Here is a 21,764-nt window from a genome sequence, read left to right as displayed (position 1 = left end):
CCCCATGAGAGATCACAGTGAGATTCACATGCCCATAGACGCGGAACGGTTCCGTGAGATCTTCGGTTCCTTTCCGACGGCGGTAGCGATAGTCACCGCCGTCGACGGCCACGGCGAGCCAAGGGGATTCACCTGCAGCACAGTCTGTTCCGTGTCGGACGCGCCACCGACGCTCCTTCTCGGAGTTGGCAAACAGTCCCAGACTCTCCCGGCGCTCGTGTCGGCCCAGGCCTTCGTGGTCAATTTCCTCGCAGCGTCGGGTGAACACGCCTCCCGTGAGTTCGCCGGCAAGGGCCGGGATAAATTCGCGGGGGTGAAATGGCGCCCATCGAGTCATGCGGACGGCGCACCGATCCTGTCCGGCATCGCGCTCGCCTTCGCAGAGTGCAGAGTCACTCGCGCCATCGACGCAGGGGATCACTGGCTCTTCATGGCCGAGATCCACGGTGGCGACGTTTTCCGCCGCGAACCGCTACTGCATCACCAGGGGGAATACAGCCGCTGGCCGGCACCCCGATTCCGTATCAGGTCCCAATAAATATACAGAGGATATTCATGTCCATCAGCCCTCCCCTGATCGCGGTGATAGGCCCCGTCGAGCCTGACCTGCTCAGAGCCTTCATCACGCACTACCGGGACGGAGTCGGCATACGCGACTTCCATCTCGCCTTCCACTTCACCGAGCACGCCTCTCGTGCCCTTCGGGACCAGCTGATCACCGTGTGCGAGGAGATGGTCGGCCCGCCGACCGTCATCAGCCAGGGGCCGTGGCACGAGACGGTGCACAGCGAGTTGCGCGACCACCTCCGCGTGCGGGCCGGCGCGGGCTGGCACGTGATCGCTGACATCGACGAGTTCCACGACTATCCGGTTCCACCGGCCGAGTTGATTTCCGCCGCCGAGACCGCCGGCAGCCCCATCGTGGGAGGTCTGCTCTTCGACCGCGTGGCGCAGGACGGATCCATCAAGCCGTGGTCACCGAATGAAGGGCTGGACAAGGCGTATCCGCTCGGCGGCTATCTCACGCCCAAACTGCTGGGCGGCAACCCCGGCAAGATTGTGATCGCTCACTCCTCGGTTCGGCTGGGCCTGGGCAGCCACCGCAGCCTGGACGAGTTCCCGGTCAACCGCCCTCTGGTGCCGGTCCATCACTTCAAGTGGCGCGCCGGCATTCTGCAGGACCTGACGCGCCGGGTGACCGAACACACCAAGGGGGACTGGCACGAGAAGGGCCCTTGGATACGGAACGAGGCTTCGGCTCTGCTCGGCCACGTGGAGCAGCAGGGCGGCCGCATCGATGTGTCGGACCAGCGCCTCATGTTCCGCCCTGCTGCCTTCGGAAAGATCCCTGACGGCTGGGAGAAGGACTCCGTGGACCTCGTCGCAGAAGCAATGCGTCTGTGCGACGAACACGAATGGTCCGACGTCCTGGCACCGATCCCGGCGTCCGAGGCACAGGCAGGAGAACTCCCGTGCTGAGCACAGTCGTTATTCCTGTCCATCAGGAGCTGTCCGTGCTACGGATCTTTCTCGATTCCCTCGTCGACACCCTGGAACCGGAAACCCAACTCGTCGTCGTCAACGACGGTTCGGGCGGGGGCGTGCAGATCCTCCTGGAAGAACGGCTGACTCCGCTCAAGGACAAGGGGATCACGACGGAGATCATCCAGCACGTGCATCCGCTCGGTTGCGCTGCCTCCATCAACGAGGCTCTGGCTCTGGCACTCGGGGACTACGTATATCTCGTGGACTCCGACTTGATCCTCAAGCCCGGCTGGCAGTCCCGTATGCGCGCCACCCTGGAAAGTGACGAGAAAGCAGGGATGACGGGAGGTGTGCTTCTCTATCCGCAGACGGGCGGCGTTCAGCACTGCGGAGTGACCTTCACCGAGTCGGTCGGCCGGCATCTGCTGTTGAATTCCCGGCCGAGTGCCCTGCCTCAAGAGCCCTATCCGGTGCAGTTGGTCGTCTTCGCTCTGTTCGCGATGAAGCGGCAGGTCCTGGAGGACACCGGCCTGCTCGACGAGGACTTCTTCAACGGTTACGAGGACTTCGACTTTCAGATGCGTGCCCGCTCGCTGGGCTACGGCGTGCTGGTCGACCCGCAGGTGGTGGCCTACCACTGGGAGCGCAGCAGCGGCATCCACCGGGCGAGCAACCGCAAGAGCAACCTCGGGCGATTCTGGAAGCGCTGGGGTAATTCCCTCGTACCGGATCTGTGGGAACGGCTCTTCGCGCGCATCGAAAGCACCGCGGGGGCCCAGGCGTTCGACGAGGGGACCGTCGGCGTGGACCTGGCGGAATCCCGCAGCGATGCGGTGGAGTTCTGGAAGCGGATTGATGAACACGCGAACGGACCGAAGAAGGTCCATAACGGATCCCACCAGGTCGCGACCGGATCAACGGTGATGCTCGCACAGGTTCTGCCGGCAGAACTGGTCCGCGAGGAGTCGAGACTTCTGATCCTGACCGACAACTTCGTGCAGCTCCTGGACAACTGGCTCTGGTGGGAGGAGCGGTTCGCCGTCCGTAGTGACGATCTCGTTGTCGACCTCTATGGCAATTGCATGACCGCCTCGGAGATTCACGCCAGTTGCTGGCCGGGCCGGAAGATCAGATGAGGAAACCCGACATGGATTCAGCCGCGCCCGACGGCCGCGCGCCCGTCGAATTCCCGCTCAGTCTGTGCTGGCTCGAGACGGCCACACGCACCATCCCGGCCGCATGCAGCACGCTCGCCAAGAGCCCCACGCGGGTCCTGCCCGGCACCACTGCGATCTGCTGCACGGAGGCGGCCGGCGCCTACTTCAAGGACCTCGACGGCAACACCTGGCTCGACTGCGAGATGGCCATGGGCACCGCCCCTTGGGGTCATGCCCGTCGAGAAGTCGAGGAAGCCGTCATCGCCCAGCTTCGGCGTGGTGTCTCCTACTCGCTGCCCGCACCGCTGGAAGCCGAGGTCGCGAGCAGGCTGCTCCAGCGTTTCGAGCGTTACGACTCACTGCGTTTCTGCAAGAGCGGGGCAGACGCCGTAACAGGTGCGGTGCGCATCGCCCGCGCCGCCACCGGCCGGCAGATCGTCGTGGCGACGAGCTATCACGGCTGGCACGACTGGTCCGCCTATGGTCACTACGGGCAGAACCCAGCGCCCTTGGGCATCGTCGAGACCGTCACACAGACCACCCGTTGGGTGGCCGGTGCCGATCCGGCGGCCCTGGAGCAGGTCCTGGCGGAAACGGCGGGCCGCTGCGCGGCGGTCGTCCTGTGTCCCAACACGTGGGCCGCAGCGGACCTGCGGCGCGTGGTCGACGCATACCGCGGGGCAGGAGCCGTCGTCGTCTTCGACGAGGTGACCTCCGGCATCCGGATGGGTCGTCGGGCCACCGCAGGGGAGTACGGAATATGGCCGGACCTGCTGTGCATCTCCAAGGGCATGGCCAACGGACTTCCTCTCGCCGCGGTGCTCGGCCCGGCCGTGCTCATGGGCCGTGCCACCCAGGTCAAGTTCAGCAACGCGCATTCCAGCGAGTGCCTGGCACTGGCGGCGGCTCTCGCCTGCGAGGACCTTATGGACCTCGCACCCGAATGGCCCACCTGGCGCGTTCGCACCACCCTGATGATCGACCGTCTGAATGCGGAGATCACCCGACTGGGAATCTCGGACGAATTGATCGTGGAAGGCACGCACGCCAGCTTCGCTCTGCGCAGCCGAACGGCCGACGACTTCTGGTCGGACCCGTTCCGCGAACACCTGATCCGCGTGCTGGCAGCGGAGCGAATCTTCTCCAAAGGCTATCTGGTCTTCTCGGACGCCCATGGGGTCGAGGAGTTCGAGAAAGTCGAAGCTGCCCTTATGGACGCCGTCCGCAGCTGGATCCCGGATCGTCACACACCATTCTCCGAAAGCAGGTCATCTTGATGAAGGCTCTTGTCTACGTGTCTCCCGGTAAGACGGAACTGCGCGAGGTACCCGAACCCGGATTGATCTTCCCCCACGATGTGAAGGTGCGAATATACGGAACGGGAGTCTGCGGAAGCGATCTCAAAATTGTCCAGGGTAATTACGCCATCGGCCAAGCGGGCACGATCCTCGGCCATGAGGGTGTGGGTACCGTCGCCGAGGTCGGCCCGTCCGTCACCGGCCTCAAGGCCGGCGACCGGGTCGTCATCAATCCCACCCAGTCCTGTGGGCTGTGCAGCGCATGCAGGGTCGGACACTACTGCTACTGCGAGAAGTTCGAGGACCATCAGGTCGGCTATTCGCTTCCCGGCACATTCGCCGACTACTACGTCGGGCACGAACGGTACCTGTACCGGATTCCGGACTCCATGAGCTGGCGGACCGCGAGCCTCATCGAACCGCTGGGCTGTGCGCTCAACGGACTGGTGAAGGCTCAGGTGCAAGCCGGGGACTCGGTCCTGGTCATCGGAAGCGGTCCGATGGGGCTGCTGAGCCAGAGCATCAGCATGAAGCTCGCCCGGCTGACCGTCGCCACCGAAATCAGCCCGTTCCGGCGGGATTTCGCCCGGACTGTCAGCGACCATGCCCTTCACCCCGACGAGCTCACCCCGGCGTTTCTGCGTGAGATCAACGGCGGCAGGCGCTTCGACGTCGTGATCGACGCCGTGGGCAACCAGATCGAGACCGCTCTGTCCTTCGTGGCCAAGGGCGGACGAGTGGTACCGCTGGGCTGCGACGACAGCTACACAGCGGCAGTCAAGCCGGTGGATCTGATCGACAACGGCATCAGCATCGTGGGAGCGGTGCCACTGCATGACGCCATCGGGCCCGCGATGGAGTTTGCCCACCGGCTGCCGGAGCTCGAGCGGATGGTTACGACCGAGGTGCCGTTGGAGCACTTCATGGAGGCGTTCGACGCGACGATGGGCATCGACCGTGGCACCGGTGAATCCCGCCAACTCGCCGCCATAAAAGCCCTGATCCTTTCCTAGCAGCCGGTCGCCCTGCCCTCCTGCAGAACGTGCCGGGGATTCCGAGAACGGACCCCTCGTGAGATTTGCCCCCTTGAAAGACCTGCCCTCGAACGCCCGGTACTGCGTCCTTCTGGAGCCGCTGTGGGCGCTGACCGGCACGGTCGTGCTCTACTACGCCACGCTCTACATGAAGACCGTGGGTCTGAGCAATCTGTCGATCGGTGTCATCCTGTCGGCCAATCTGTATGCGGCCTTCCTTTGTCAGATCATCGCTGGAGCCGTGACCGACCGGCTCGGGCGCAGAATGACGTCCCTCGTGTTCGACCTGATCGGCTGGGTTCTGCCCATGGTTCTCTGGGCGATCGCCGGCGACTTCTGGATCTTCCTGGTCGCTGCTCTGTTCAACGCCTGCGGAAGCATCGTCAACACGTCCTTCAGCCTTCTCGCCACCGAAGACACTCCCGAGCCGGACCAGCCCAGAGTCTTCGCCGCCATCAAACTGGTCGCTATGGGAGCAGGGCTCCTCACTCCGGTCGCCGGCGTGCTCATGGATCGGCACGGGGTGGTTCCCACCCTGCGGATCATCTATGCCGTCGGTGCGGTCATGATGTTCGTCCTCTTCGTCTGGCGCCACCGACTGACCGAAGAAACGGCCGCGGGGAAGGCGGCCATGAAGCAGCGCGGTTCCGTCGGCATGAGGCACAGCCTGGCCACGAACCTGCGCCTGTTCTGGCAGTTGTCCCGACAGCGCCGGATGTGGCCGTTGATCGGCCTCTACATCGTCACGAGCCTGGCAGTGACGATCAACGTCTTCCAGGTGATCTACCTGGCAGAGGTCCTCGCGATCGGTGCCGGAACCATCTCCTGGATCCCGGCACTCGCAGCGGCTGTAGCGCTGTTGTGCTTCCTGGTGCTGCCACGGCTCCGGGAGCGCTCTGCCGTGAGCACGGCTCGGGCCGCCCTTGTACTGTGCGCCGCGGGATGGCTGCTGTTTCTGTTCGTACCGAAGCAGGGAGTCGTCCTGCTGCTGCTCAGCAGCACACTCACGGCTGCCGGTGTGTTCCTCACAGAGTCCTATCGCGACACGCTGGTGGTGAGCACACTCGACGACAACGGCCGGGCCGCGATGTTCGGAGCGCTGCAGAGCGTAGCCACCATGATGGCCATCCCCTCCGGGTACGTGGCAGCACTCCTGTACAACGCGCGGCCCCAGATGCTCTTCGTCGTGATCTTCCTGCTGTACACGGCCGGCGCGGTCTTCGCCTGGGTACTGAAACCGACGTCCGCGTCCTCCGGCAATGCTCCTCTCAACAGTTCGGAGCAAGTGTGGTCCGGGGCCTGATTCTCGACTTCGACGGGCTGATCGCCGACAGCGAGTCGATCTGGCACCGCGTTCTCAGCAGCATGTACGCCTTGCACGGCGCCGTACTGACCGAGGAGAGCTGGCTCAGAGGAGTCGGTGCCTCCTTGGCCGAGTTCGATCCGTTCGAGGAGCTCGCAAGCCTTACCGGTGCGCCCGCACGAAGAGCATCCTTCGAGGCGGAAGGCGAGTCGATGTTCCGCGAACTCATGGAACGGTCCGTCCCGCTGCCGGGAGTGACCGACCTGCTCGGGCAGGCGGCAGCACTAGGACTCCGGTGTGCGGTCGCCTCCAGCTCACGACGGGAGTCGGTCGTACCGTATCTGCGGCAGTACGGGCTCCTGGGTGGCTTCGACCACGTGATCACCCGCGAATCGGCACCGAGAGCCAAGCCGGCTCCCGATCTGTACCTGGAGGCGCTGTCCCGCCTCGGGCTGAGTCCCCACGAGGCAGTCGCCTTCGAGGATTCCCCTCCGGGCCTCCAGGCTGCCCGCGCCGCGGGTATCCGCTGTGTGGTCGTTCCCGGAGCAGTCACGCGAAGCCTTGACTTCGAGGGCTACCACCTGCGACTCGCCACTTTGCTGGGCTTCGAACTGAACGGCGCCGCGTTCCTGCGACGGCACGCCTGACCGGTCCGCTCGGCGTCCTTCCCTCGCAGGCCGGGGCAGGTGCGAGCGCTGCCCATGGCCGAGGTCGGTGACGACAGCGGGCGGGCCGACGGGACCGGAATGTGCCGGGGCGCCCGCTGGCAAACTGGGGGCACGCTTCGAAAACCGTCGGGGCCCGTACCGAGGGGTACGGGCCCCGACGCGTTCCGGGCGCCGGACCGAGGAAGGTTCCCCCATGAACGCGAAGCCGCCGGCCCCGGCGGGCGAAATCACACGCCGCAGACGGCGACGATGACCGGCCTCGGGGTGATGGAGCCCTTCGCGTCCACGATCCGCCGACGTGGGTGCTTCTCCCGCCGCCCGCCCGGGGGAGATCTCGGCGGGGGCGATCGGCCCGTGCTCACCACCGAGCAGGACATGGTCAAAGGCTGCTCGGTCCACCTTCCGAGAGCGAGGCGCGGTGGGGACGTCCCAGGGACTTTCAGGGGATTTCAGCTCTGTCGGAGGGACTTTCGCGGGACGATCCGTTGTACAGACCCGGAAGCCCGTTACAGAGCTGAAAGACGAGAAATCCCTGATCAGCACCCCTGTAAGGATCATTGCGCGACGTCACGCGGCGCCTGACACGCGCCGCCCCTTGTAGTTGATCTTCATCGTGTCCATGTCGGTCGCGGTGGAGCGCAGCGTGCCGTGGCCGTGACCCCGCTCCGCGAGGTGCGTCTGCGCACGGTCCTCGGCGATCGCCGACGCCATCTCCTCGCCGTCCACGGCATCCGAGACGACCACGTAGCGGAAGCTGAAGTGCTTCAGGGCCGAGTCATAGGTGAGGGTGCCCTCCTCGGTGAACTGCATCCCCGTCAGCCCGTGCTCCCCCGCCTCGGACAGAAGCCGTTCCCGCTCCGTGTCCGTCAGCCCCTCCCAGGTTCCCCGCACGATCACCCGGTACGTGTGCTGCGTGTCCATCGTTCTGCCTGCCCTTTCCTGGGGAACCGTCGAGCATGAATGCTACGGCGGTGAGGATGGACCGCACGCGGAATATCGTCGTCCTCGACGCCCCTTCCGGCCTGGGGCTCCGGCCCCCCGTCATGGAGATCCCCGGTCTCGACGGCTTCTGGGTGCCTCTCGATGCCGATGTGCTCGACCCGAGCGTGAGGCCCGCCGTCGACAGCCCGACGACGGCGGGCTGTTTCCCGAGGAGCTCGGGCCGTTGCTCCGGATCCTCGTCCGCTCACCGCGCTGCGCCGGGCTCAACGTCACCGTCTACGACCCGGATCTCGACCCCGACGCCACCGCGGGCGCCCTGCTCACCGACCTCGTCGTCGCCGCCTTTGCGGAAGACTGACACCCCGACCCCCTGGCCGGGGCGCCGTCCAGCGTGTTCCATGGTCATCGGGGGGCGCCCGGACCTGTGGCGGCCCGCGAGGGAGCGAGGTTGTCTTGGCCACGACCGTACGACGTGCCGTACTTACCCTGCCCGTAGCAGCGACCGGGCCGGAGAACCCACTGGCCGCGCTGCGGCCGCTCGACGAGACACACGCCGTCGGGAGCCGTGAACGGGACGACCTGCCCCGGGACATGGCACGGCAACTCGGCCACGAACCGCTGCGCACCGTCCTCCCGGTCCGGATCCTCGACGGGTACACCCGTGACCGCACGGCCACCGACCTGGACGCGATCGTCATCGAGAACGACCGGCTGCGCGCCACCGTCCTGCCCGGATTCGGCGGCCGGATCCACTCCCTCCACCACAAGCCGACCGGACGCGAACTGGTGTACCGCAACCCGGTTCTGCAGCCCGCGGACTTCGCGCTCAACGGTGCCTGGTTCTCCGGCGGCATCGAGTGGAACATCGGCGCCACCGGACACACCACGCTGTCCTGCGCCCCGGTCCACGCCGCCCTCGTCACCGCACCCGACGGCGGAGACATGCTCCGGCTCTGGGAGTGGGAACGCCTGCGGGACCTGCCCTTCCAGGTGGACCTGTGGCTGCCCGAGGATTCCGACTTCCTGTACGTCGGCGTACGCCTGCGCAACCCGCACGAGCATCCCGTGCCGGTCTACTGGTGGTCCAACACTGCCGTCCCCGAGAACGAGCACACCCGTGTCCTGGCCCCTGCCGACGAAGCCTGGCACTTCGGCTACGAGCGCACCCTGAGCCGGGTCCCCGTCCCGGAGACCGACGGCGCGGACCGTACGTATCCCGTGCGCAGCGAGTACCCCGCCGACTACTTCTACGAAGTGCCCGACGGCGCCCGGCGCTGGATCGCCTCTCTCGACGGGGAAGGCCACGGACTCGTCCAGACCTCCACCGATGTCCTGCGCGGCCGGAAGCTCTTCCTCTGGGGCAGCGGCACCGGCGGACGCCGCTGGCAGCAGTGGCTGACGGAGCCCGGCACCGGCGGGTACGCCGAGATCCAGGCCGGACTCGCCCGTACCCAGCTGGAGCACATACCCCTCGAAGCCGGCGCCGAGTTCAGCTGGCTGGAGGCGTACGGGCCGCTGTCCGCGGACCCCGCTGCCGTACACGGTGACGACTGGACGGCGGCCCGGGCCGAGACCGAGCGGCGGCTGGCCCGTGCTCTGCCGCGCGCCGATGTCGACGCGGCGTACGAGGCATGGCGCCAATGCGCCGACACCGAGCCGGGCGAGGTGCTCGCCACCGGCTCCGGCTGGGGTGCGCTGGAGGTCCGGCGCGCACGGTACAAGCTTCCCGGTACGCCCTTCGACCCGTCCACGCTCGGCGAACAGCAGGCACCCTGGCTGGAGTTGCTGGAACAGGGCACCTTCCCGCAGCCACCCCGGGTGACTCCGCCCGGACCCTCCCTGGTCTCCCCGCACTGGCGCGACATGCTGGAGACCGCACCCGCCGAACCCCTCACCGAGTACCACCTGGGCATCGCCCAGTGGCACGCCGACGACCGTGCCCAGGCGGTACGCAGCTGGGAGCGCGGTCTCGTACTCGCGCCGTCCCGCTGGCCCCTGCTGCGCTGTCTCGCCGTGGCGGCACGGGAGAGCGGTCAGAGCGACCGGGCCGCCGACCACTACACCGAGGCGTTCGACGACCTGTGTGCGGAGCGCCGCGACGACGGCGACACCTGGACGGCGGCCACCTCCGCGCTCGGCCGTGAGACGGTCGAGGCCCTGCTGACCGCGGGACGGACCGGCGCCGCCCGTGCGGTGCTCGAAAGCCTGCGCCCGGAGATCCGGACACGGGGCCGCTTCCGTCTGCTGGAGGCCCGAATCCTGTTGGCCGAGGGGGACACAGCGGCTGTGCGCGTGCTCTTCGACGCAGGCTTCGAGGTCGCCGACCTTCGGGAAGGGGCCGAGATCCTGGACGAGGTCTGGCGCTCGGCCACTGACGATCCGCTGCCGGACATCTACAACTTCCGGATGCGCCCGTTGCGTTGAGCCGGTGACCGTCCGGCTGGACGGCGTGCGGCCTGTGTGCGAACCGGCCGATGACGTCAGGGCGTCATCGGCCGAGCCGCCATCAGGCGGGCACGTTCCGGTCCACGTACTCGAAGACCGAGCCGTCCGGGTGCAGAGCGATCAGATTGCGGCCGGCCGGGGTGGGGACCGGGCCCGCGATGATCCGTGCCCCCACCCGGGCCAGGGCCGCATGAGCCTCGTCGACATCCTTGACCGCGATGGTCGCCGACACCTTGCGCAGAATCTCCAGCTCCGACTCCGGGCCGCTCATCAGCAAGAAGCAGCCGATCGCGGCGACCGAGACCCCGCCGCGCTCGAAGCGCAGCGCCGGAGTGCTGGTGAGGCCCTCGTAGAAGGCCACCGAGGCCTCCAGGTCGTCGACGCAGATTCGCAGCGTGGTTCCCAGGATTTCCATGCCCACGAGGGTAGTCGGCGGCCGGCCGGCATGTGATCGGATCCGCTGGGGAACGCCGGTGATCAGGCCCGGCAGAGCACCTCGCCGTGCGGCACCATGAACCACCCGTCGGGCTCCTCGCCCCACGCACGCCAGGCAGCCGCGACGGCCGTCAGCTGTCCGGCGTCGGCATGTCCGCCGTCCACCGCCAGTTTCGCGTACACCGATGCCGTCGTACGGTCCGCCCACAGACCGCTCCACCAGGCGCGGTTCTCCGGGGTGGCGAAGCACCAGGCCGCCGCGGTGGGAGTGATGTCGGTGAACCCGGCCTGCCGGGCCCAGGACAGCAGCCGGCGACCGGCGTCGGGCTCGCCCCCGTTGGCGCGGGCCACCCTGCCGTACAACTCCTGCCACTGCTCCATCCCCGGCACCTCCGGATACCAGGTCATCGCCGCGTAGTCGCTGTCGCGCGCCGCGACGACACCGCCGGGCCGGCACACCCGCCGCATCTCGCGCAGTGCCTGCACCGGATCGCCCACATGCTGGAGCACCTGGTGGGCGTGGACCACGTCGAAGGAGTCGTCCGGGAAGTCCAGCGCGTGCACATCGGCCGTGGCGAACTCGATGTTGTCCAGACCGCGTTCGGCCGCTGCGGCGGCTGCCCGGTCGAGGATGTCGCGGTTCGTGTCGACGGCGGTCACCCGGCCCGGGGCGACCAGCGCCGCCAGATCGGCGGTGATGGTGCCCGGTCCGCAGCCGACGTCCAGCACCGTTTGGCCCGGGTGGAGTTCACCGATGAGGTAGGCCGCCGAATTGGCCGCAGTCCGCCATTGGTGCGAGCGCAGCACCGACTCGTGGTGACCGTGGGTGTACACGGCGGTTTCCTTGGGCATGGCCGTACGTCCTCTCTGGGACTTCGCGAGCGGTAGGGCTACGGTACGCCGCGATGTCGCATCCTGAGATGGGCGTCTTGTCATCCGGACAAGCTATATCGGCATCGGGCAGTAGACCGTCAGCGCCTCCGGCAACTTGTCGATCATCAACTCCTTTCCGGAGTGCGCCACTTCGCCGTCGTACGCGTACGGCGTGCCCGGTGCGAGGCCGGAGATGCGCACCCTGCGCCGCCGTTCCGCCGCATGGACGGGCGACCGGGTCAGCGGCCCGGCAACCGCTGCCGCGAGCAGCCGCAGGCCCGGGGTCCGGCCGCCGTGCACCACCCGTACGTCCAGCAGGCCGTCGGCCAGGTTGTGCCGGCGGCCGGGCGCGGGACCCACCCGCTGGAACAGTCCGTTCCCCACGAAGAGCAGCCACAACGGCCGTCGCTGCCCCTGTACTTCCGCCGTCAGCGGGCGTTCGCCGCGCAGTACCTCGAAGGCCGCCAGCACTCCTGCGGGCCAGCCGCCGATACGGGGTGCCCAGCGCTCCCGGGTCCGTACGAGCTCCGGATACACCCCGAGGCTGAAGGCGTTGAGGAAGTAGCCGTGCGCCCCGCCCGGTCCCTGGGGGCCGGGCCGGAAGCGGCCGAGGTCCACCCGGACCGCGTCACCCGAGGCGAGCGCGGCCACCGTGTCCTGCACCGTCTCGATGCCGAGGTCGTAGGCGAAGTGGTTGAGGGTCCCGCCGGGGAACACGGCGAGCGGCACACTGTGAGTCGCCGCGACGGCCGCGGCCAGATTCACCGTGCCGTCGCCCCCGCAGACGCCCAGCGCCTTGGCCCGCCTCGCTGCCTTCTCCAGCGTCCCGGACAGATCGGCGGGCGCGCACTCCACCACCTCGGAGAGCGGCAGCGCATTGCGAACCAAGTCGGCCGTAGCGGTTGCCGACCCCGACTCCCGGTTGACGACCACGACCAGATCCTGCCCGGTCGGCAGCGCCGGAGCCTCGGCCGGCGGTCTTCCCGGTGCGGGCAGCTGTCCACGGGTCGGGACGACGCCCCGCAGTGCGAACGCCGCCCCTATGCCGAGCGCCGCGCCTGCCAGCACATCGCTCGGGTAGTGGACGCCGGTGTAGACGCGGGAAGCGGCCACGGCCACCGCAACCGGGGCGACGACCGCACCCCAGCCCTTCGACTCCAGGGCGACGCCCGTCGCGAATGCCGCTGCGGACGCCGCGTGCCCGGAGGGGAAGGACGTGGTGAACGGCTGCCGCTTGAGCTGTCGTATCACCGGCACCAGGTCGAGTATCGGGCGCTCCCTGCGCACCGCTCCCTTGCCCACGGTGTTGATCGCGGCCGAGGCCACGGCAAGTGAGGCGATGCCGCGCAGTGCGGCCCTGCGGGAGCGTGCGCTGCTGCCCAGCGCCGCCATGCCTGCCGCCGCCCCGAACCACAGCAGCCCGTGATTGGCGCTGCGGCTCAGCCGTGGCAGCAGGGGCTCGGCGCCCGGCCAGTGCCGTGCGGCCACGCTCTGGAAGGCGGCGAGGTCGCACTGATGGAGCCAGGTCTGCCAGCGGGTGGGCGAGGGAAGGGTGCGCAGTGTCGACATGGGACAGCGAATACCCTGCCGCAGGGCGGTGAACCAGGAGGCGCGCCCACCGAAGCCTGTCGGAACCGGGCCGAATCGAGGACAATCCGATGAATTGCCCCGGTGTCCGGCCTCTCCGGCGCGTCACGAACATTGCCCGGACAAGTTCCCAGCCGTTAGCCTGCGTTCGTAATTCCGGTCATTGGCCGGAGTGTCGAACGAGATGGGTGGGCGATCATGGGGCGACTCGTCCCTGCGGTGACCAGGGCGCTGGACGTACTGGAGCTCTTCCTCCAGGGTGAGGGAACCCTCTCGGCGCCCGAGGTCACCCGCAAGCTCCAACTGCCAAGGACCACCGTCCACGAACTGCTCACCACCCTTGCCGCGCGCTCCTACCTCGTCACGGTCCCCGAGCAGCCCGGCCGCTACCGGCTCGGCGTGCGGACGTACCAGCTCGGCAGCCGGTACGCGGAGAAGCTCGACCTCGCGGCCGAGGGGCAGCAGGTGGCCCGGGAGGTCGCCGAGACCTGCGGCGAGACGGTCCATGTCGCGATCCTCGAGGACACCGAGGTCATCTACATCGCCAAGGTGGACTCGACGCACGCAGTCCGCATGGTCTCGGCCGCCGGGCGCAAGCTTCCCGCACACTGCACCTCCGTGGGCAAGCTGCTGCTTGCCGCCCTGCCCGAGGCGGAGCTCGACGCCCGCCTCGACGGACGCGAACTCATCGCGATGACGGACAACAGTCTCACCGACGCCGCGGAGCTGCGTGCCGCGCTCGCCGCCGTGCGCAAGCGGGGGATAGCTGTCGAGCACCGGGAGTCGAACCCGGACGTGAGCTGTGTGGCGGCGCCGGTCCGGGACCGGTCGGGACGTGTGGTCGCGGCGCTCTCCATCTCCGTACCGATGATCCGCTGGAGCGAGGAGCGTGAGGAAGAGCTCGCGCAGCTCGCCGCGGGCGGCGCGGACGCGTTGTCCGGCCGGCTCGGGCACCACCGGGGGCAGGGGTGAGGCACGCCGTGGAGGTGGCCGTCCGGGAACAGGCCGAGCTCGGGGAGGGACCCACCTGGGACCCGGTGACCGGACGGCTGATCTGGGTCGACATCCTCTCCTCCCGGATCCATGCGTACGACCCGTCGAGCGGTCGCCGTACGGTCATGGTCACCGAGCAGCACGTCGGAGCGGCGAAGCCGCGGGCGGGCGGGGGGCTCGTGGTCAATCTGCGGGACGGCATCGGCCTGTACGACCCCGACGGGACCTTCTCGTGGCTGGCCCGCGACCCCGTTCCGGGGCGCCGGGGCAACGACGCGGCCGTGGCACCGGACGGGGCCCTGTGGGCGGGCACCATGCGCTACGACGAGAGCGAGGCGGGCGGCAGCCTGTCCCGGGTCGGGCCGGACGGCAGGGTGACGGTCGTGCCGGATGCTGTGACGGTCAGCAACGGCACCGGCTGGAGCCCGGACGGGCGGCTCATGTACTACATCGACACCCCCACACGGCGGATCGACGTATTCGACGTGGAGGGCGAACACGTCCTGAACCGGCGTCCGTTCGCCGTCGTCGAGGCGGGCGCCGGCTGGCCCGACGGGCTGACGGTGGACGCCGAGGGCTGCGTGTGGGCCGCCCTCTGGGACGGTGCGGCGCTGCGGCGCTACACGCCGGACGGCCGGCTGGACCTGGTCGTGGAGCTACCGGTCCGGCGGCCGACGGCGTGCGCGTTCGGGGGGCCGGGCCTCACCGACCTGTACATCTCCTCGGCCCGGACCGGCCTCGTGGCACCGCACCCGCTGTCGGGATCCCTGCTGGTGCTGGCCGACGCGGGGCGAGGGGTGGCGGGGACTCCGTTCGCGGGGTGACCGGCCCTGTCCGCCCTCGATCGCCGGACGGTCCCGACGGTGCCCCGGGGCCGCGGGGCACCTCGCGGGTGGGCGGCGGCCCGGGACCCCTGTGGGGCCCCTCCCGCCACATCTGGGTCCGGTGCGGGGGCGGAGCCGGTGAAACCTCCGTATAAAGGGCCCAGGGCGATGCAGGCGGAGGAGGCCCCGGGATGCACTGGAGCGAGCGGAAGCAGCCCCACCCCGTCCGGGAGGACCGCGGCCCCGTGCGCTACGGGCCGCCCGCGCCCGATCCCGGTCTTCCCGTGCTGCCCGAGCTGGCCGACGTGCTGGCCGCTTCGGCCGCCAGGCCCCGCCCCGAGCCCCCGGGTGGCGGAACGATCCTGCGGGAGGCGGCCTGCGCCTACTGGCAGCGGCGCGGCCTGCACAGCGGTCCCGGGGACATCGCGGCAGCCCCGGGTGCCCAGCCGCTGCTTCTCGCGCTCATCGCCGCGCACGGCGGCGATGTGCTCATGCCCCGTCCCTGTCCCGCCACCTGGATGCCGCAGGCGCGGCTGCTCGGCCGGCCCGCCTACCACGTGCCGACCCCGGCGGAGTGCGGTGGCATACCCGATCCGTTCGCCCTGCTGGAGACCGTACGCAGGGTGCGCGCCGAGGGAGGCAGGCCCCGGCTGCTGCTGATCTCCGTGGTCGACGACCCGACCGCCACCGTCGCCCCGCCGGAGCTGGTCCGGGAGGCCTGTGAGGCCGCTGTTGCCGAGGGCCTGCACATCGTCAGCGACGAGACCTGGCGCGACACCGTGCACCGTCCCCTCGACACGGTTCTGCTCAGCCCCGCCGAAATGTGTCCCGACGACGTGACCGTCCTCGTGGACCTGGCCGGTGCGCTGACACCGTCCGCGTGGCCGGTCGCCGTCGCGCGCTTCCCGGACACCGAGCGCGCGGCCGTCCGCCGCGCACGCACCCTCGACATCCTCACCGCCCTCGGCGCCCTCGTGGCAGAACCCGTCGCGCGGGCGGCCGCCCACGCGCTCAGGGAACCGGAGGCGGTCACGGCCAGGATCCGGCAGGCCGCCGGACTCCAGGCCCAGGTAGCCCCCGCCGCACACCGTGCCGTGCTCACCGTCGGCGCGCTGGCCAGGCCTCCGCAGGCGGGCCGGCATCTCTACGCCGACCTCGGCCCGCTCCGTACCCGGCTGGCAGCCAGGGGCGTCACGGACTCCATGGAGCTGGAGGAATACCTGACGGAGCGGCTCGGCACCCCGACTCCGGGCGGGCACCGGTTCGGGGACGAACTGGGCGCGCTGAGGGTACGGCTGGGCACCGGGCCGCTGCTCGGCTCAACCCCGCAGGAGCAGATGGAGTCCCTCACTGCGGTGGAGCCCTTGAAATTGCCCCATGTCGCACGAGCACTGAGCATTTTCGCAGCAGCCCTCGATGAACTCCGATGAAGGAGCCTCTCGATGACGGAACAGACCGAGCGCCCGCTCGCCGGTGCCGGCCCCGCGGCCACCGGCCGTGCCGTCGCGGGGCGCCCCCTCGGTGAGGTCCGGTCCTGGCCCCGCAGCTTCGCGGACCGCCTCACCGCCCCGCTCCCGGGTGTCAGGGGCATGACGCGGCTGGCCCGCGAGCGCGCCATGCGGCCCAGTACCGAAGGGCTGCGGGGCATCCACCGGCTGCCGTTCGCGCCCGGCCCGCTGCCCGCCGCGGGGACGGACACCATGGCCATCACTTGGGCAGGACATGCCAGCTGGATCGTCCGGGCCGGCGGGCTCACGATCCTCACCGACCCGGTCTGGTCACGCCGGATCCTCGGCACCCCGGCGAGGATCACCCCGGTCGGGATCCGCTGGGAGGAGCTGCCGCCGGTCGACGCCGTCGTCATCAGCCACAACCACTACGACCACCTGGACGCCCCGACGCTGCGCAGGCTGCCGAGGGACACTCCGCTGTTCGTCCCCGCCGGGCTCGGACGCTGGTGCCGACGCCGCCGGTTCACCTGCGTCACCGAGCTCGACTGGTGGGAATCGGCGGAACTGGGCGGCGTGCGTTTCGACTTCGTGCCCTCCCACCACTGGTCCAAGCGCACCCTGGTGGACACCTGCCGGTCCCTGTGGGGCGGTTGGGTGCTCGGCGACCGGCAGGGGCGGCGGATCTATTTCGCGGGGGACAGCGGCTACGGGCACTGGTTCAAGGAGATCGGCCGCCGCTACCCCGGAGTCGACCTGGCGATGCTGCCCATCGGCGCGTACGAACCGCGCTGGTGGCTCTCGGATGTGCACACGGACCCCGAAGAGGCCGTGCAGGCGTACGAGGACCTCGGTGCCCGCGCGATGGCGCCGATGCACTGGGCGACGTTCCTGCTCTCCGCAGAACCCGTACTCGAACCGCTGACCCGGCTCCGTACCGCCTGGCAACAGGCCGGCTACCCGCGCGCAGACCTCTGGGACCTGCCGGTCGGCGGCTCACGTGTCCTTGGCGGCTGAGTGCGTCGGGTCAGTGGCCCAGCCGCGCCCGCAGCCTGCGCCACCGCATCGGTGCCCCGCTGATCAGCAGCGTCAGAGCGACCGCGGCGACCACGCCCTGCCACGGTTCGGCGAAGAGGGAACCACCCAGGATTCCGATCAGCTGATACGTCGCGGCCCAGGCCAGACACGCGGGCACATCGCCGCGGGCGAACTGCCGCAGCGGCATCCCGCCGAGCAGGCAGGCCAGCATCACCGGGATCCGCCCGGCCGGCACCAGCCGGGACAGCACCAGCACCACCGTGCCGTGCTCGTCCAACTTCTGCTGTGCCTGCGCGAGGCGCTCCGGAGCGGCCCGGCTGCTGATCGCCTCCAGCCACTTCGAGCCGTTCCTGGACCGCACTCCGCGCTGCCCCAGCCAGTACAGACATATGTCCCCGAGGAAGGCCCCGGCCGACGCCACCGCGAAGATCAGGAGCAGGGCGAACGGTGACGTCTGGTGGAACGCCACCACGGCCGCCGAGCTCACCAGTGCCCCCGTGGGTATCACCGGCACCAGCGACCCCAACGCCACCAGCAGGAACAACGACGGATAGCCGACGGCCTGCTGCGTCGACTCCGTCGGCAGCTGCCGCACGACTTCCTGGATCATCTACGGGCCTCCGGCCGCACATGCTCGCCGTGCCCCAGCCGGTGCACCGCCACCTCCGGCGCCACGAGCGCGGCCTGCCGTACGAACTCGTCCCCCGGCGCATGGAACTCGTGCGGCCGGACCCCGTCCATCCCGATCGGCCAGTACGTGCCGTAGTGCACCGGTACCGCGGAGCGCGGCGCCAGCATGGCCAGCGCCTGCGCGGCGCGGGCGGCGTCCAGATGGTGGTGGCCGAGATACGGACCCCAGCCGCCGACGGGCAGCAGCGCCACATCCACCGGCCCCACGGCATCGGCCATGTCGTCGAACAGCCCGGTGTCCCCGGCGAAGTAGGTACGGGCCTCGCCCTCGACCACGAAGCCCAGGGCAGGAACACGGTGCGGGCCGACCGGCAGCCGCCGGCCGTCGTGCAGGGCGGGTACCGCCCGGACCAGCACCGCGCCGACACGGACCTCGTCGCCCGGCGCGACCTCGGTGATCCGCAGCCCGCGCCGCCGGCGCAGCACCCGCAGACCCGGTACGGCACCGGTCGCGCCCCTGGGCACGATCAGCAGACTGCCCGGGGAAAGGCGGGCCAGGGAGGGGAGATGCAGATGGTCGGAGTGCAGATGGGAGATCAGGACCGCGTCGGCGACAGCGGCCTCGGGCGGCGGCACCTCACCACGGCGGCGCCGCAGATGCGCGAAGCGCCGTACGAACAGAGGATCGGTCAGCACCCGGACCCCGGAGTCCTCGATCGTGCAGGTGGCATGACCCCACCAGGTGATCTCCACCGCCCTGCCTCCCTGCTCCGCCGGCCCGCGCACCCGTCACGGCCGTGCACTGTCCCGTACGAGCGTAGGCGCTCCGCGCCGTTCTCACGCCGGTGCGCACCTTTCCGCTCCTGTCCGCCCGGGTACGCGCGGCTACGGAGGGCTACGGCCGGGGTAGGGTCGGGCGCAGCATCCGAGTGCGGGGGGATCCGTTCATGGGGGACGTCATCGACGGCGTACGGGTTGCGGCCATCGCCAGTCTCACACCGCTGGAAGAGCTCGACGGCGATCCGTTCATCGTCGACACCCGCAGCCAGCACGCCATGTGCGCACGCTGGGCCGCCGACCAGGGATACGTCGTCACCCGGCAGCTGCGCGTCTACGGGCTGCGCCCCGATCACCACGCACTGTGGGCCGACGTCGAGGGTGGGCAGGTCGAGCTGTTCGTGGCACCCAACGACCGGGTGCTCGCCCGGGCCGTCGTTTCGGTGCCGGACTTCGCCGCGGAGTGCGAGCGGCGCGGCGTCCGGCTGGAACTCGCCGGTCTCGCAGAGCCCGTGTACACGGCACGCACGAAGGCGAGCGTCCACCGCAGACTCTCCATGCCGACCGCGGGATACGACGGCTGCTGACCACCTGCCGGGGCTCGGACCAGCTGTGAAAAGCTGGATCCGGACCCATGACGGCACCGGGTCCGGACGTGAGGTGGAACGGCGTGGGTGACGGGCGATGGCGTACGGCGGGGAGAGCCCTCATGCGCGTGATCGCGGTGTGGGCGGTCTCCACCCTCACCATGCTGGCGCTCGCCGGGATCCTGCCCGACTTCCAGCTCCAGTCCGACGACGGTGACACCGTCACGAGGACCGCGTTCACCGCGGCCTGGGGGGCGGGCGCCTTCGGTCTGCTCTCCGCACTGGTGTGGCCGGTCCTCGTCCGGGCACTGCTCATCGTGCCCGCCCTGGTGCTGGGCGCGCTGGTCTTCTTCCTCAACGGCTCGCTGCTGCTGATCGCTCTCCGGCTCATCCCGGACGGGCGCGGAGCGGCCGACCCGGAGACCGCGGTGGTCGTCGCTGCCGTCATGTCCGCCGTCGCCTCGGCCACCTCCACCGCGCTCGCGGTCCGCGACGACGACGCCTACCGGCGAAGACTCTCCCGCCTGGCCGACCGGCGCCGCCGGCGCAGCGGTACGGCAGGCACCGCGGACGGCGGCCGCGGCGGCCCGCCGGGCATCGTGTTCGTGCAGCTCGACGGCGTCGGTCACGACGTGCTCGAGCAGGCGGCGGCAGCCGGACTGATGCCGACCGTGGCCGGCCTCCTCGCCGACGAGGCAGGCCACCGGCTCACCCCGTGGAGCACCGACTGGTCCAGCCAGACCGGCGCCAGTCAGCTCGGCATCCTGCACGGCAGCAACTTCGACGTGCCCGCGTTCCGCTGGTACGAGAAGGAGACCGGCACCGTGATGGTCTCCAGCAGGCCGGCGAGCGCCCTCGAGCTGCAGCGCAGGGCCATCGCCCGCACCCGCGACGGCGGCCTGCTCACCGTCGACGGGGCGAGCCGGGGGAACCTCTTCAGCGGCGGCGCCGACCAGCTCGCCCTGGTCCTGTCGATGGCTGCCAGACGCGGCAAGGGACGCCGGTCGCGCGCCGGATACTTCGCCTACTTCTCCGACCCGGCCAACGCCGTCCGGACCGCGCTGTCCTTCGTCGCCGAAGTGGGCAGAGAGATCGGCCAGTCCACCCGGGCCAGGATCAGGAAGGAGTCCCCCCGGGTCAAGCGCGGCGGGCTGTACCCCTTCATCCGGGCGTTCGCGACGGTGGTCGAACGCGATGTCGTGGTCTCCGCGGTCATCGGCGACATGTTCGCGGGACGCACTGCCGTCTACGCCGACCTCGTCGCGTACGACGAGGTCGCCCACCACTCGGGGCCGCACAGCAGGGATGCGGAGAAGGTCCTGACGCGGCTCGACCGCTCCCTCGGACTCGTCGCGAAGGTCGCGGAACACACCCCGCGCACCTACCGGATGGTGCTGCTCTCCGACCACGGCCAGAGCCCGGGGGAGACCTTCGCCGGGAGGTACGGACTCACGCTCAAGGATCTGGTGCGGGCGGGCTGCGGGCTGCCCGTACCCCGCAGGGCGCAGCGCACCCGCAGCGCGTCCGAGGCGCGCGACGCCGTACGCATCGCGCTGCACCGGCCCGTCGGGGAAAGGGAGGCGGAGCATCCCGCCGGGCCGTCCGACCCGGTTGTGCTCGCCTCCGGCAACCTCGGGCTGCTGTCCTTCCCGGACATCGAGGGGCGTGCCTCCCGCGAACAGCTCGAGCTCCGACACCCGGCGCTGCTCGGCACGCTCGCCGGCCACCCGGGCATCGGCTTCCTGCTCGTGCGGAGCGAGAAGCACGGCTCGGTGGTGCTGGGGCCCGGCGGGGCCGAGGTCCCCGTCCCGGAACTGACGGACGGGGAAGGTCCGATCGCCGCCTTCGGGGCGGGCGCGGCCGAGGCGGTGCGGCGCACCGACACCTTCCCGCATGTCGCCGACGTCATGGTCAATTCGATGTACGACCCCGGCACCGGTCGCGTACACGCCTTCGAGGAGCAGATCGGCTCGCACGGCGGGCTCGGTGGCGAACAGTCCCGGCCGTTCCTGCTCTGGCCGCGCACGCTGGCGGACCCGCTGGACGTCGTGGCGGCCGAGGGAGGTGCGGTGGCGGGCGGTCCCGTGGGCGCGGAGGCGGTGCACCGGATACTGGCGCGCTGGCTGCGGGAACTCTCAGGGCCCCAGGTGCCGTTGCGGCCGGAAGGCTTCACCGGGGCGGTTCGGGCGGACGAGCCCTTCCCGGACGCGGACGCCGATGTACCCGGTGCATGGGGCTGA

Annotated in this window: 20 protein-coding genes and 1 pseudogene; 15 read left to right on the top strand and 6 right to left on the bottom strand. The window is 69.8% G+C overall.

Annotation, left to right across the window (positions count from 1 at the left end; genetic code table 11):
* Positions 1–28: 28 nt before the first annotated feature.
* The 7 genes from ACFWBQ_RS02175 (at position 29) to ACFWBQ_RS02145 (ending at position 6,924) form a co-directional block, all read left to right on the top strand.
* Positions 29–538 (top strand): flavin reductase family protein, encoded by a 510-nt coding sequence (locus tag ACFWBQ_RS02175; RefSeq protein WP_385482950.1) that lies wholly within the window; start codon positions 29–31, stop codon positions 536–538.
* 17 nt (positions 539–555) lie between these two features.
* Positions 556–1,479, top strand: a complete 924-nt coding sequence (locus ACFWBQ_RS02170) for a hypothetical protein (protein WP_385482948.1) — start codon at positions 556–558, stop codon at positions 1,477–1,479.
* The gene (locus tag ACFWBQ_RS02165) at positions 1,473–2,621 is read left to right on the top strand and encodes a glycosyltransferase family 2 protein (protein WP_385482946.1); all 1,149 of its coding nucleotides are present in this window, start codon (positions 1,473–1,475) and stop codon (positions 2,619–2,621) included. The genes ACFWBQ_RS02170 and ACFWBQ_RS02165 overlap by 7 nt, the downstream gene beginning before the upstream one ends.
* A complete protein-coding gene (locus ACFWBQ_RS02160; RefSeq protein WP_385482945.1) occupies positions 2,594–3,919 on the top strand; it encodes an aminotransferase class III-fold pyridoxal phosphate-dependent enzyme in 1,326 nt (441 codons plus the stop codon). Before ACFWBQ_RS02165 ends, ACFWBQ_RS02160 begins: the two co-directional genes overlap by 28 nt.
* On the top strand, positions 3,919–4,953 hold the full coding sequence (locus ACFWBQ_RS02155; protein ID WP_385482943.1) for a zinc-binding dehydrogenase: 1,035 nt from the start codon (positions 3,919–3,921) through the stop codon (positions 4,951–4,953). The genes ACFWBQ_RS02160 and ACFWBQ_RS02155 overlap by 1 nt, the downstream gene beginning before the upstream one ends.
* Before the next feature lie 73 nt (positions 4,954–5,026).
* Positions 5,027–6,277, top strand: coding sequence for an MFS transporter (locus ACFWBQ_RS02150; RefSeq protein WP_385482942.1), 1,251 nt, complete (start codon positions 5,027–5,029; stop codon positions 6,275–6,277).
* Positions 6,262–6,924, top strand: a complete 663-nt coding sequence (locus ACFWBQ_RS02145; RefSeq protein WP_385482940.1) for an HAD family hydrolase — start codon at positions 6,262–6,264, stop codon at positions 6,922–6,924. The genes ACFWBQ_RS02150 and ACFWBQ_RS02145 overlap by 16 nt, the downstream gene beginning before the upstream one ends.
* 588 nt (positions 6,925–7,512) lie before the next feature.
* On the opposite strand, the gene ACFWBQ_RS02140 is transcribed toward ACFWBQ_RS02145, so the two are convergent.
* On the bottom strand, positions 7,513–7,866 hold the full coding sequence (locus ACFWBQ_RS02140) for a DUF6204 family protein (RefSeq protein WP_385482938.1): 354 nt from the start codon (positions 7,864–7,866) through the stop codon (positions 7,513–7,515).
* 122 nt (positions 7,867–7,988) lie between these two features.
* On the opposite strand from ACFWBQ_RS02140, the pseudogene ACFWBQ_RS02135 reads away from it, so the two are divergent.
* Positions 7,989–8,245: pseudogene (locus ACFWBQ_RS02135) on the top strand (arginase family protein); the annotation flags it as partial.
* Between the two features lie 95 nt (positions 8,246–8,340).
* A complete protein-coding gene (locus tag ACFWBQ_RS02130) occupies positions 8,341–10,311 on the top strand; it encodes a DUF5107 domain-containing protein (RefSeq protein ID WP_385482937.1) in 1,971 nt (656 codons plus the stop codon).
* 82 nt (positions 10,312–10,393) lie between these two features.
* On the opposite strand, the gene ACFWBQ_RS02125 is transcribed toward ACFWBQ_RS02130, so the two are convergent.
* The 3 genes from ACFWBQ_RS02125 to ACFWBQ_RS02115 all read right to left on the bottom strand — a co-directional run bounded on the left by ACFWBQ_RS02125 (position 10,394) and on the right by ACFWBQ_RS02115 (position 13,209).
* Positions 10,394–10,747 (bottom strand): VOC family protein, encoded by a 354-nt coding sequence (locus tag ACFWBQ_RS02125; protein WP_385482936.1) that lies wholly within the window; start codon positions 10,745–10,747, stop codon positions 10,394–10,396.
* Positions 10,748–10,809: 62 nt separating this feature from the next.
* Positions 10,810–11,619: a class I SAM-dependent methyltransferase gene (locus ACFWBQ_RS02120; RefSeq protein ID WP_385482934.1), complete on the bottom strand. Its 810-nt coding sequence runs from the start codon at positions 11,617–11,619 to the stop codon at positions 10,810–10,812.
* A gap of 93 nt (positions 11,620–11,712) precedes the next feature.
* Entirely contained in the window at positions 11,713–13,209 is a 1,497-nt protein-coding gene (locus tag ACFWBQ_RS02115) for a bifunctional phosphatase PAP2/diacylglycerol kinase family protein (protein ID WP_385482931.1), read from the bottom strand.
* Positions 13,210–13,425: 216 nt separating this feature from the next.
* Here ACFWBQ_RS02115 and ACFWBQ_RS02110 point away from each other — a divergent pair, with 216 nt between their 5' ends.
* The 4 genes from ACFWBQ_RS02110 (at position 13,426) to ACFWBQ_RS02095 (ending at position 17,509) form a co-directional block, all read left to right on the top strand.
* Positions 13,426–14,199, top strand: a complete 774-nt coding sequence (locus tag ACFWBQ_RS02110; protein WP_385482930.1) for an IclR family transcriptional regulator — start codon at positions 13,426–13,428, stop codon at positions 14,197–14,199.
* Entirely contained in the window at positions 14,196–15,044 is an 849-nt protein-coding gene (locus tag ACFWBQ_RS02105; RefSeq protein WP_385482928.1) for an SMP-30/gluconolactonase/LRE family protein, read from the top strand. Before ACFWBQ_RS02110 ends, ACFWBQ_RS02105 begins: the two co-directional genes overlap by 4 nt.
* 191 nt (positions 15,045–15,235) lie before the next feature.
* Positions 15,236–16,474, top strand: a complete 1,239-nt coding sequence (locus ACFWBQ_RS02100; RefSeq protein ID WP_385482926.1) for an aminotransferase class I/II-fold pyridoxal phosphate-dependent enzyme — start codon at positions 15,236–15,238, stop codon at positions 16,472–16,474.
* 12 nt (positions 16,475–16,486) lie between these two features.
* On the top strand, positions 16,487–17,509 hold the full coding sequence (locus tag ACFWBQ_RS02095) for an MBL fold metallo-hydrolase (RefSeq protein ID WP_385482924.1): 1,023 nt from the start codon (positions 16,487–16,489) through the stop codon (positions 17,507–17,509).
* A gap of 10 nt (positions 17,510–17,519) precedes the next feature.
* On the opposite strand, the gene ACFWBQ_RS02090 is transcribed toward ACFWBQ_RS02095, so the two are convergent.
* Complete coding sequence (locus tag ACFWBQ_RS02090; RefSeq protein WP_385482922.1) at positions 17,520–18,140, bottom strand: DedA family protein; 621 nt, start codon at positions 18,138–18,140, stop codon at positions 17,520–17,522.
* A complete protein-coding gene (locus ACFWBQ_RS02085) occupies positions 18,137–18,913 on the bottom strand; it encodes an MBL fold metallo-hydrolase (RefSeq protein ID WP_385482920.1) in 777 nt (258 codons plus the stop codon). Before ACFWBQ_RS02085 ends, ACFWBQ_RS02090 begins: the two co-directional genes overlap by 4 nt.
* 194 nt (positions 18,914–19,107) lie before the next feature.
* On the opposite strand from ACFWBQ_RS02085, the gene ACFWBQ_RS02080 reads away from it, so the two are divergent.
* Positions 19,108–19,524, top strand: coding sequence for a hypothetical protein (locus tag ACFWBQ_RS02080; protein WP_385482918.1), 417 nt, complete (start codon positions 19,108–19,110; stop codon positions 19,522–19,524).
* Positions 19,525–19,646: 122 nt separating this feature from the next.
* Positions 19,647–21,764: a phage holin family protein gene (locus tag ACFWBQ_RS02075; RefSeq protein ID WP_385482916.1), complete on the top strand. Its 2,118-nt coding sequence runs from the start codon at positions 19,647–19,649 to the stop codon at positions 21,762–21,764.

Source organism: Streptomyces sp. NPDC060035 (assembly GCF_042736635.1).
Taxonomy (GTDB): Bacteria; Actinomycetota; Actinomycetes; order Streptomycetales; family Streptomycetaceae; genus Streptomyces.
The sequence above is the reverse complement of the archived record's forward strand: the minus strand, read 5'-3'. Positions and strand labels throughout refer to the sequence as shown.

Bases quoted from the DNA above. Each gene is read 5' to 3' on its own strand.
- ACFWBQ_RS02175 (WP_385482950.1), top strand. From the start codon at position 29: ATGCCCATAGACGCGGAACGGTTCCGTGAGATCTTCGGTTCCTTTCCG.
- ACFWBQ_RS02170 (WP_385482948.1), top strand. From the start codon at position 556: ATGTCCATCAGCCCTCCCCTGATCGCGGTGATAGGCCCCGTCGAGCCT.
- ACFWBQ_RS02155 (WP_385482943.1), top strand. From the start codon at position 3,919: ATGAAGGCTCTTGTCTACGTGTCTCCCGGTAAGACGGAACTGCGCGAG.
- ACFWBQ_RS02140 (WP_385482938.1), bottom strand. From the start codon at position 7,866: ATGGACACGCAGCACACGTACCGGGTGATCGTGCGGGGAACCTGGGAG.
- ACFWBQ_RS02125 (WP_385482936.1), bottom strand. From the start codon at position 10,747: ATGGAAATCCTGGGAACCACGCTGCGAATCTGCGTCGACGACCTGGAG.
- ACFWBQ_RS02120 (WP_385482934.1), bottom strand. From the start codon at position 11,619: ATGCCCAAGGAAACCGCCGTGTACACCCACGGTCACCACGAGTCGGTG.
- ACFWBQ_RS02115 (WP_385482931.1), bottom strand. From the start codon at position 13,209: ATGTCGACACTGCGCACCCTTCCCTCGCCCACCCGCTGGCAGACCTGG.
- ACFWBQ_RS02110 (WP_385482930.1), top strand. From the start codon at position 13,426: ATGGGGCGACTCGTCCCTGCGGTGACCAGGGCGCTGGACGTACTGGAG.
- ACFWBQ_RS02100 (WP_385482926.1), top strand. From the start codon at position 15,236: ATGCACTGGAGCGAGCGGAAGCAGCCCCACCCCGTCCGGGAGGACCGC.
- ACFWBQ_RS02095 (WP_385482924.1), top strand. From the start codon at position 16,487: ATGACGGAACAGACCGAGCGCCCGCTCGCCGGTGCCGGCCCCGCGGCC.
- ACFWBQ_RS02090 (WP_385482922.1), bottom strand. From the start codon at position 18,140: ATGATCCAGGAAGTCGTGCGGCAGCTGCCGACGGAGTCGACGCAGCAG.
- ACFWBQ_RS02080 (WP_385482918.1), top strand. From the start codon at position 19,108: ATGGGGGACGTCATCGACGGCGTACGGGTTGCGGCCATCGCCAGTCTC.
- ACFWBQ_RS02075 (WP_385482916.1), top strand. From the start codon at position 19,647: ATGCGCGTGATCGCGGTGTGGGCGGTCTCCACCCTCACCATGCTGGCG.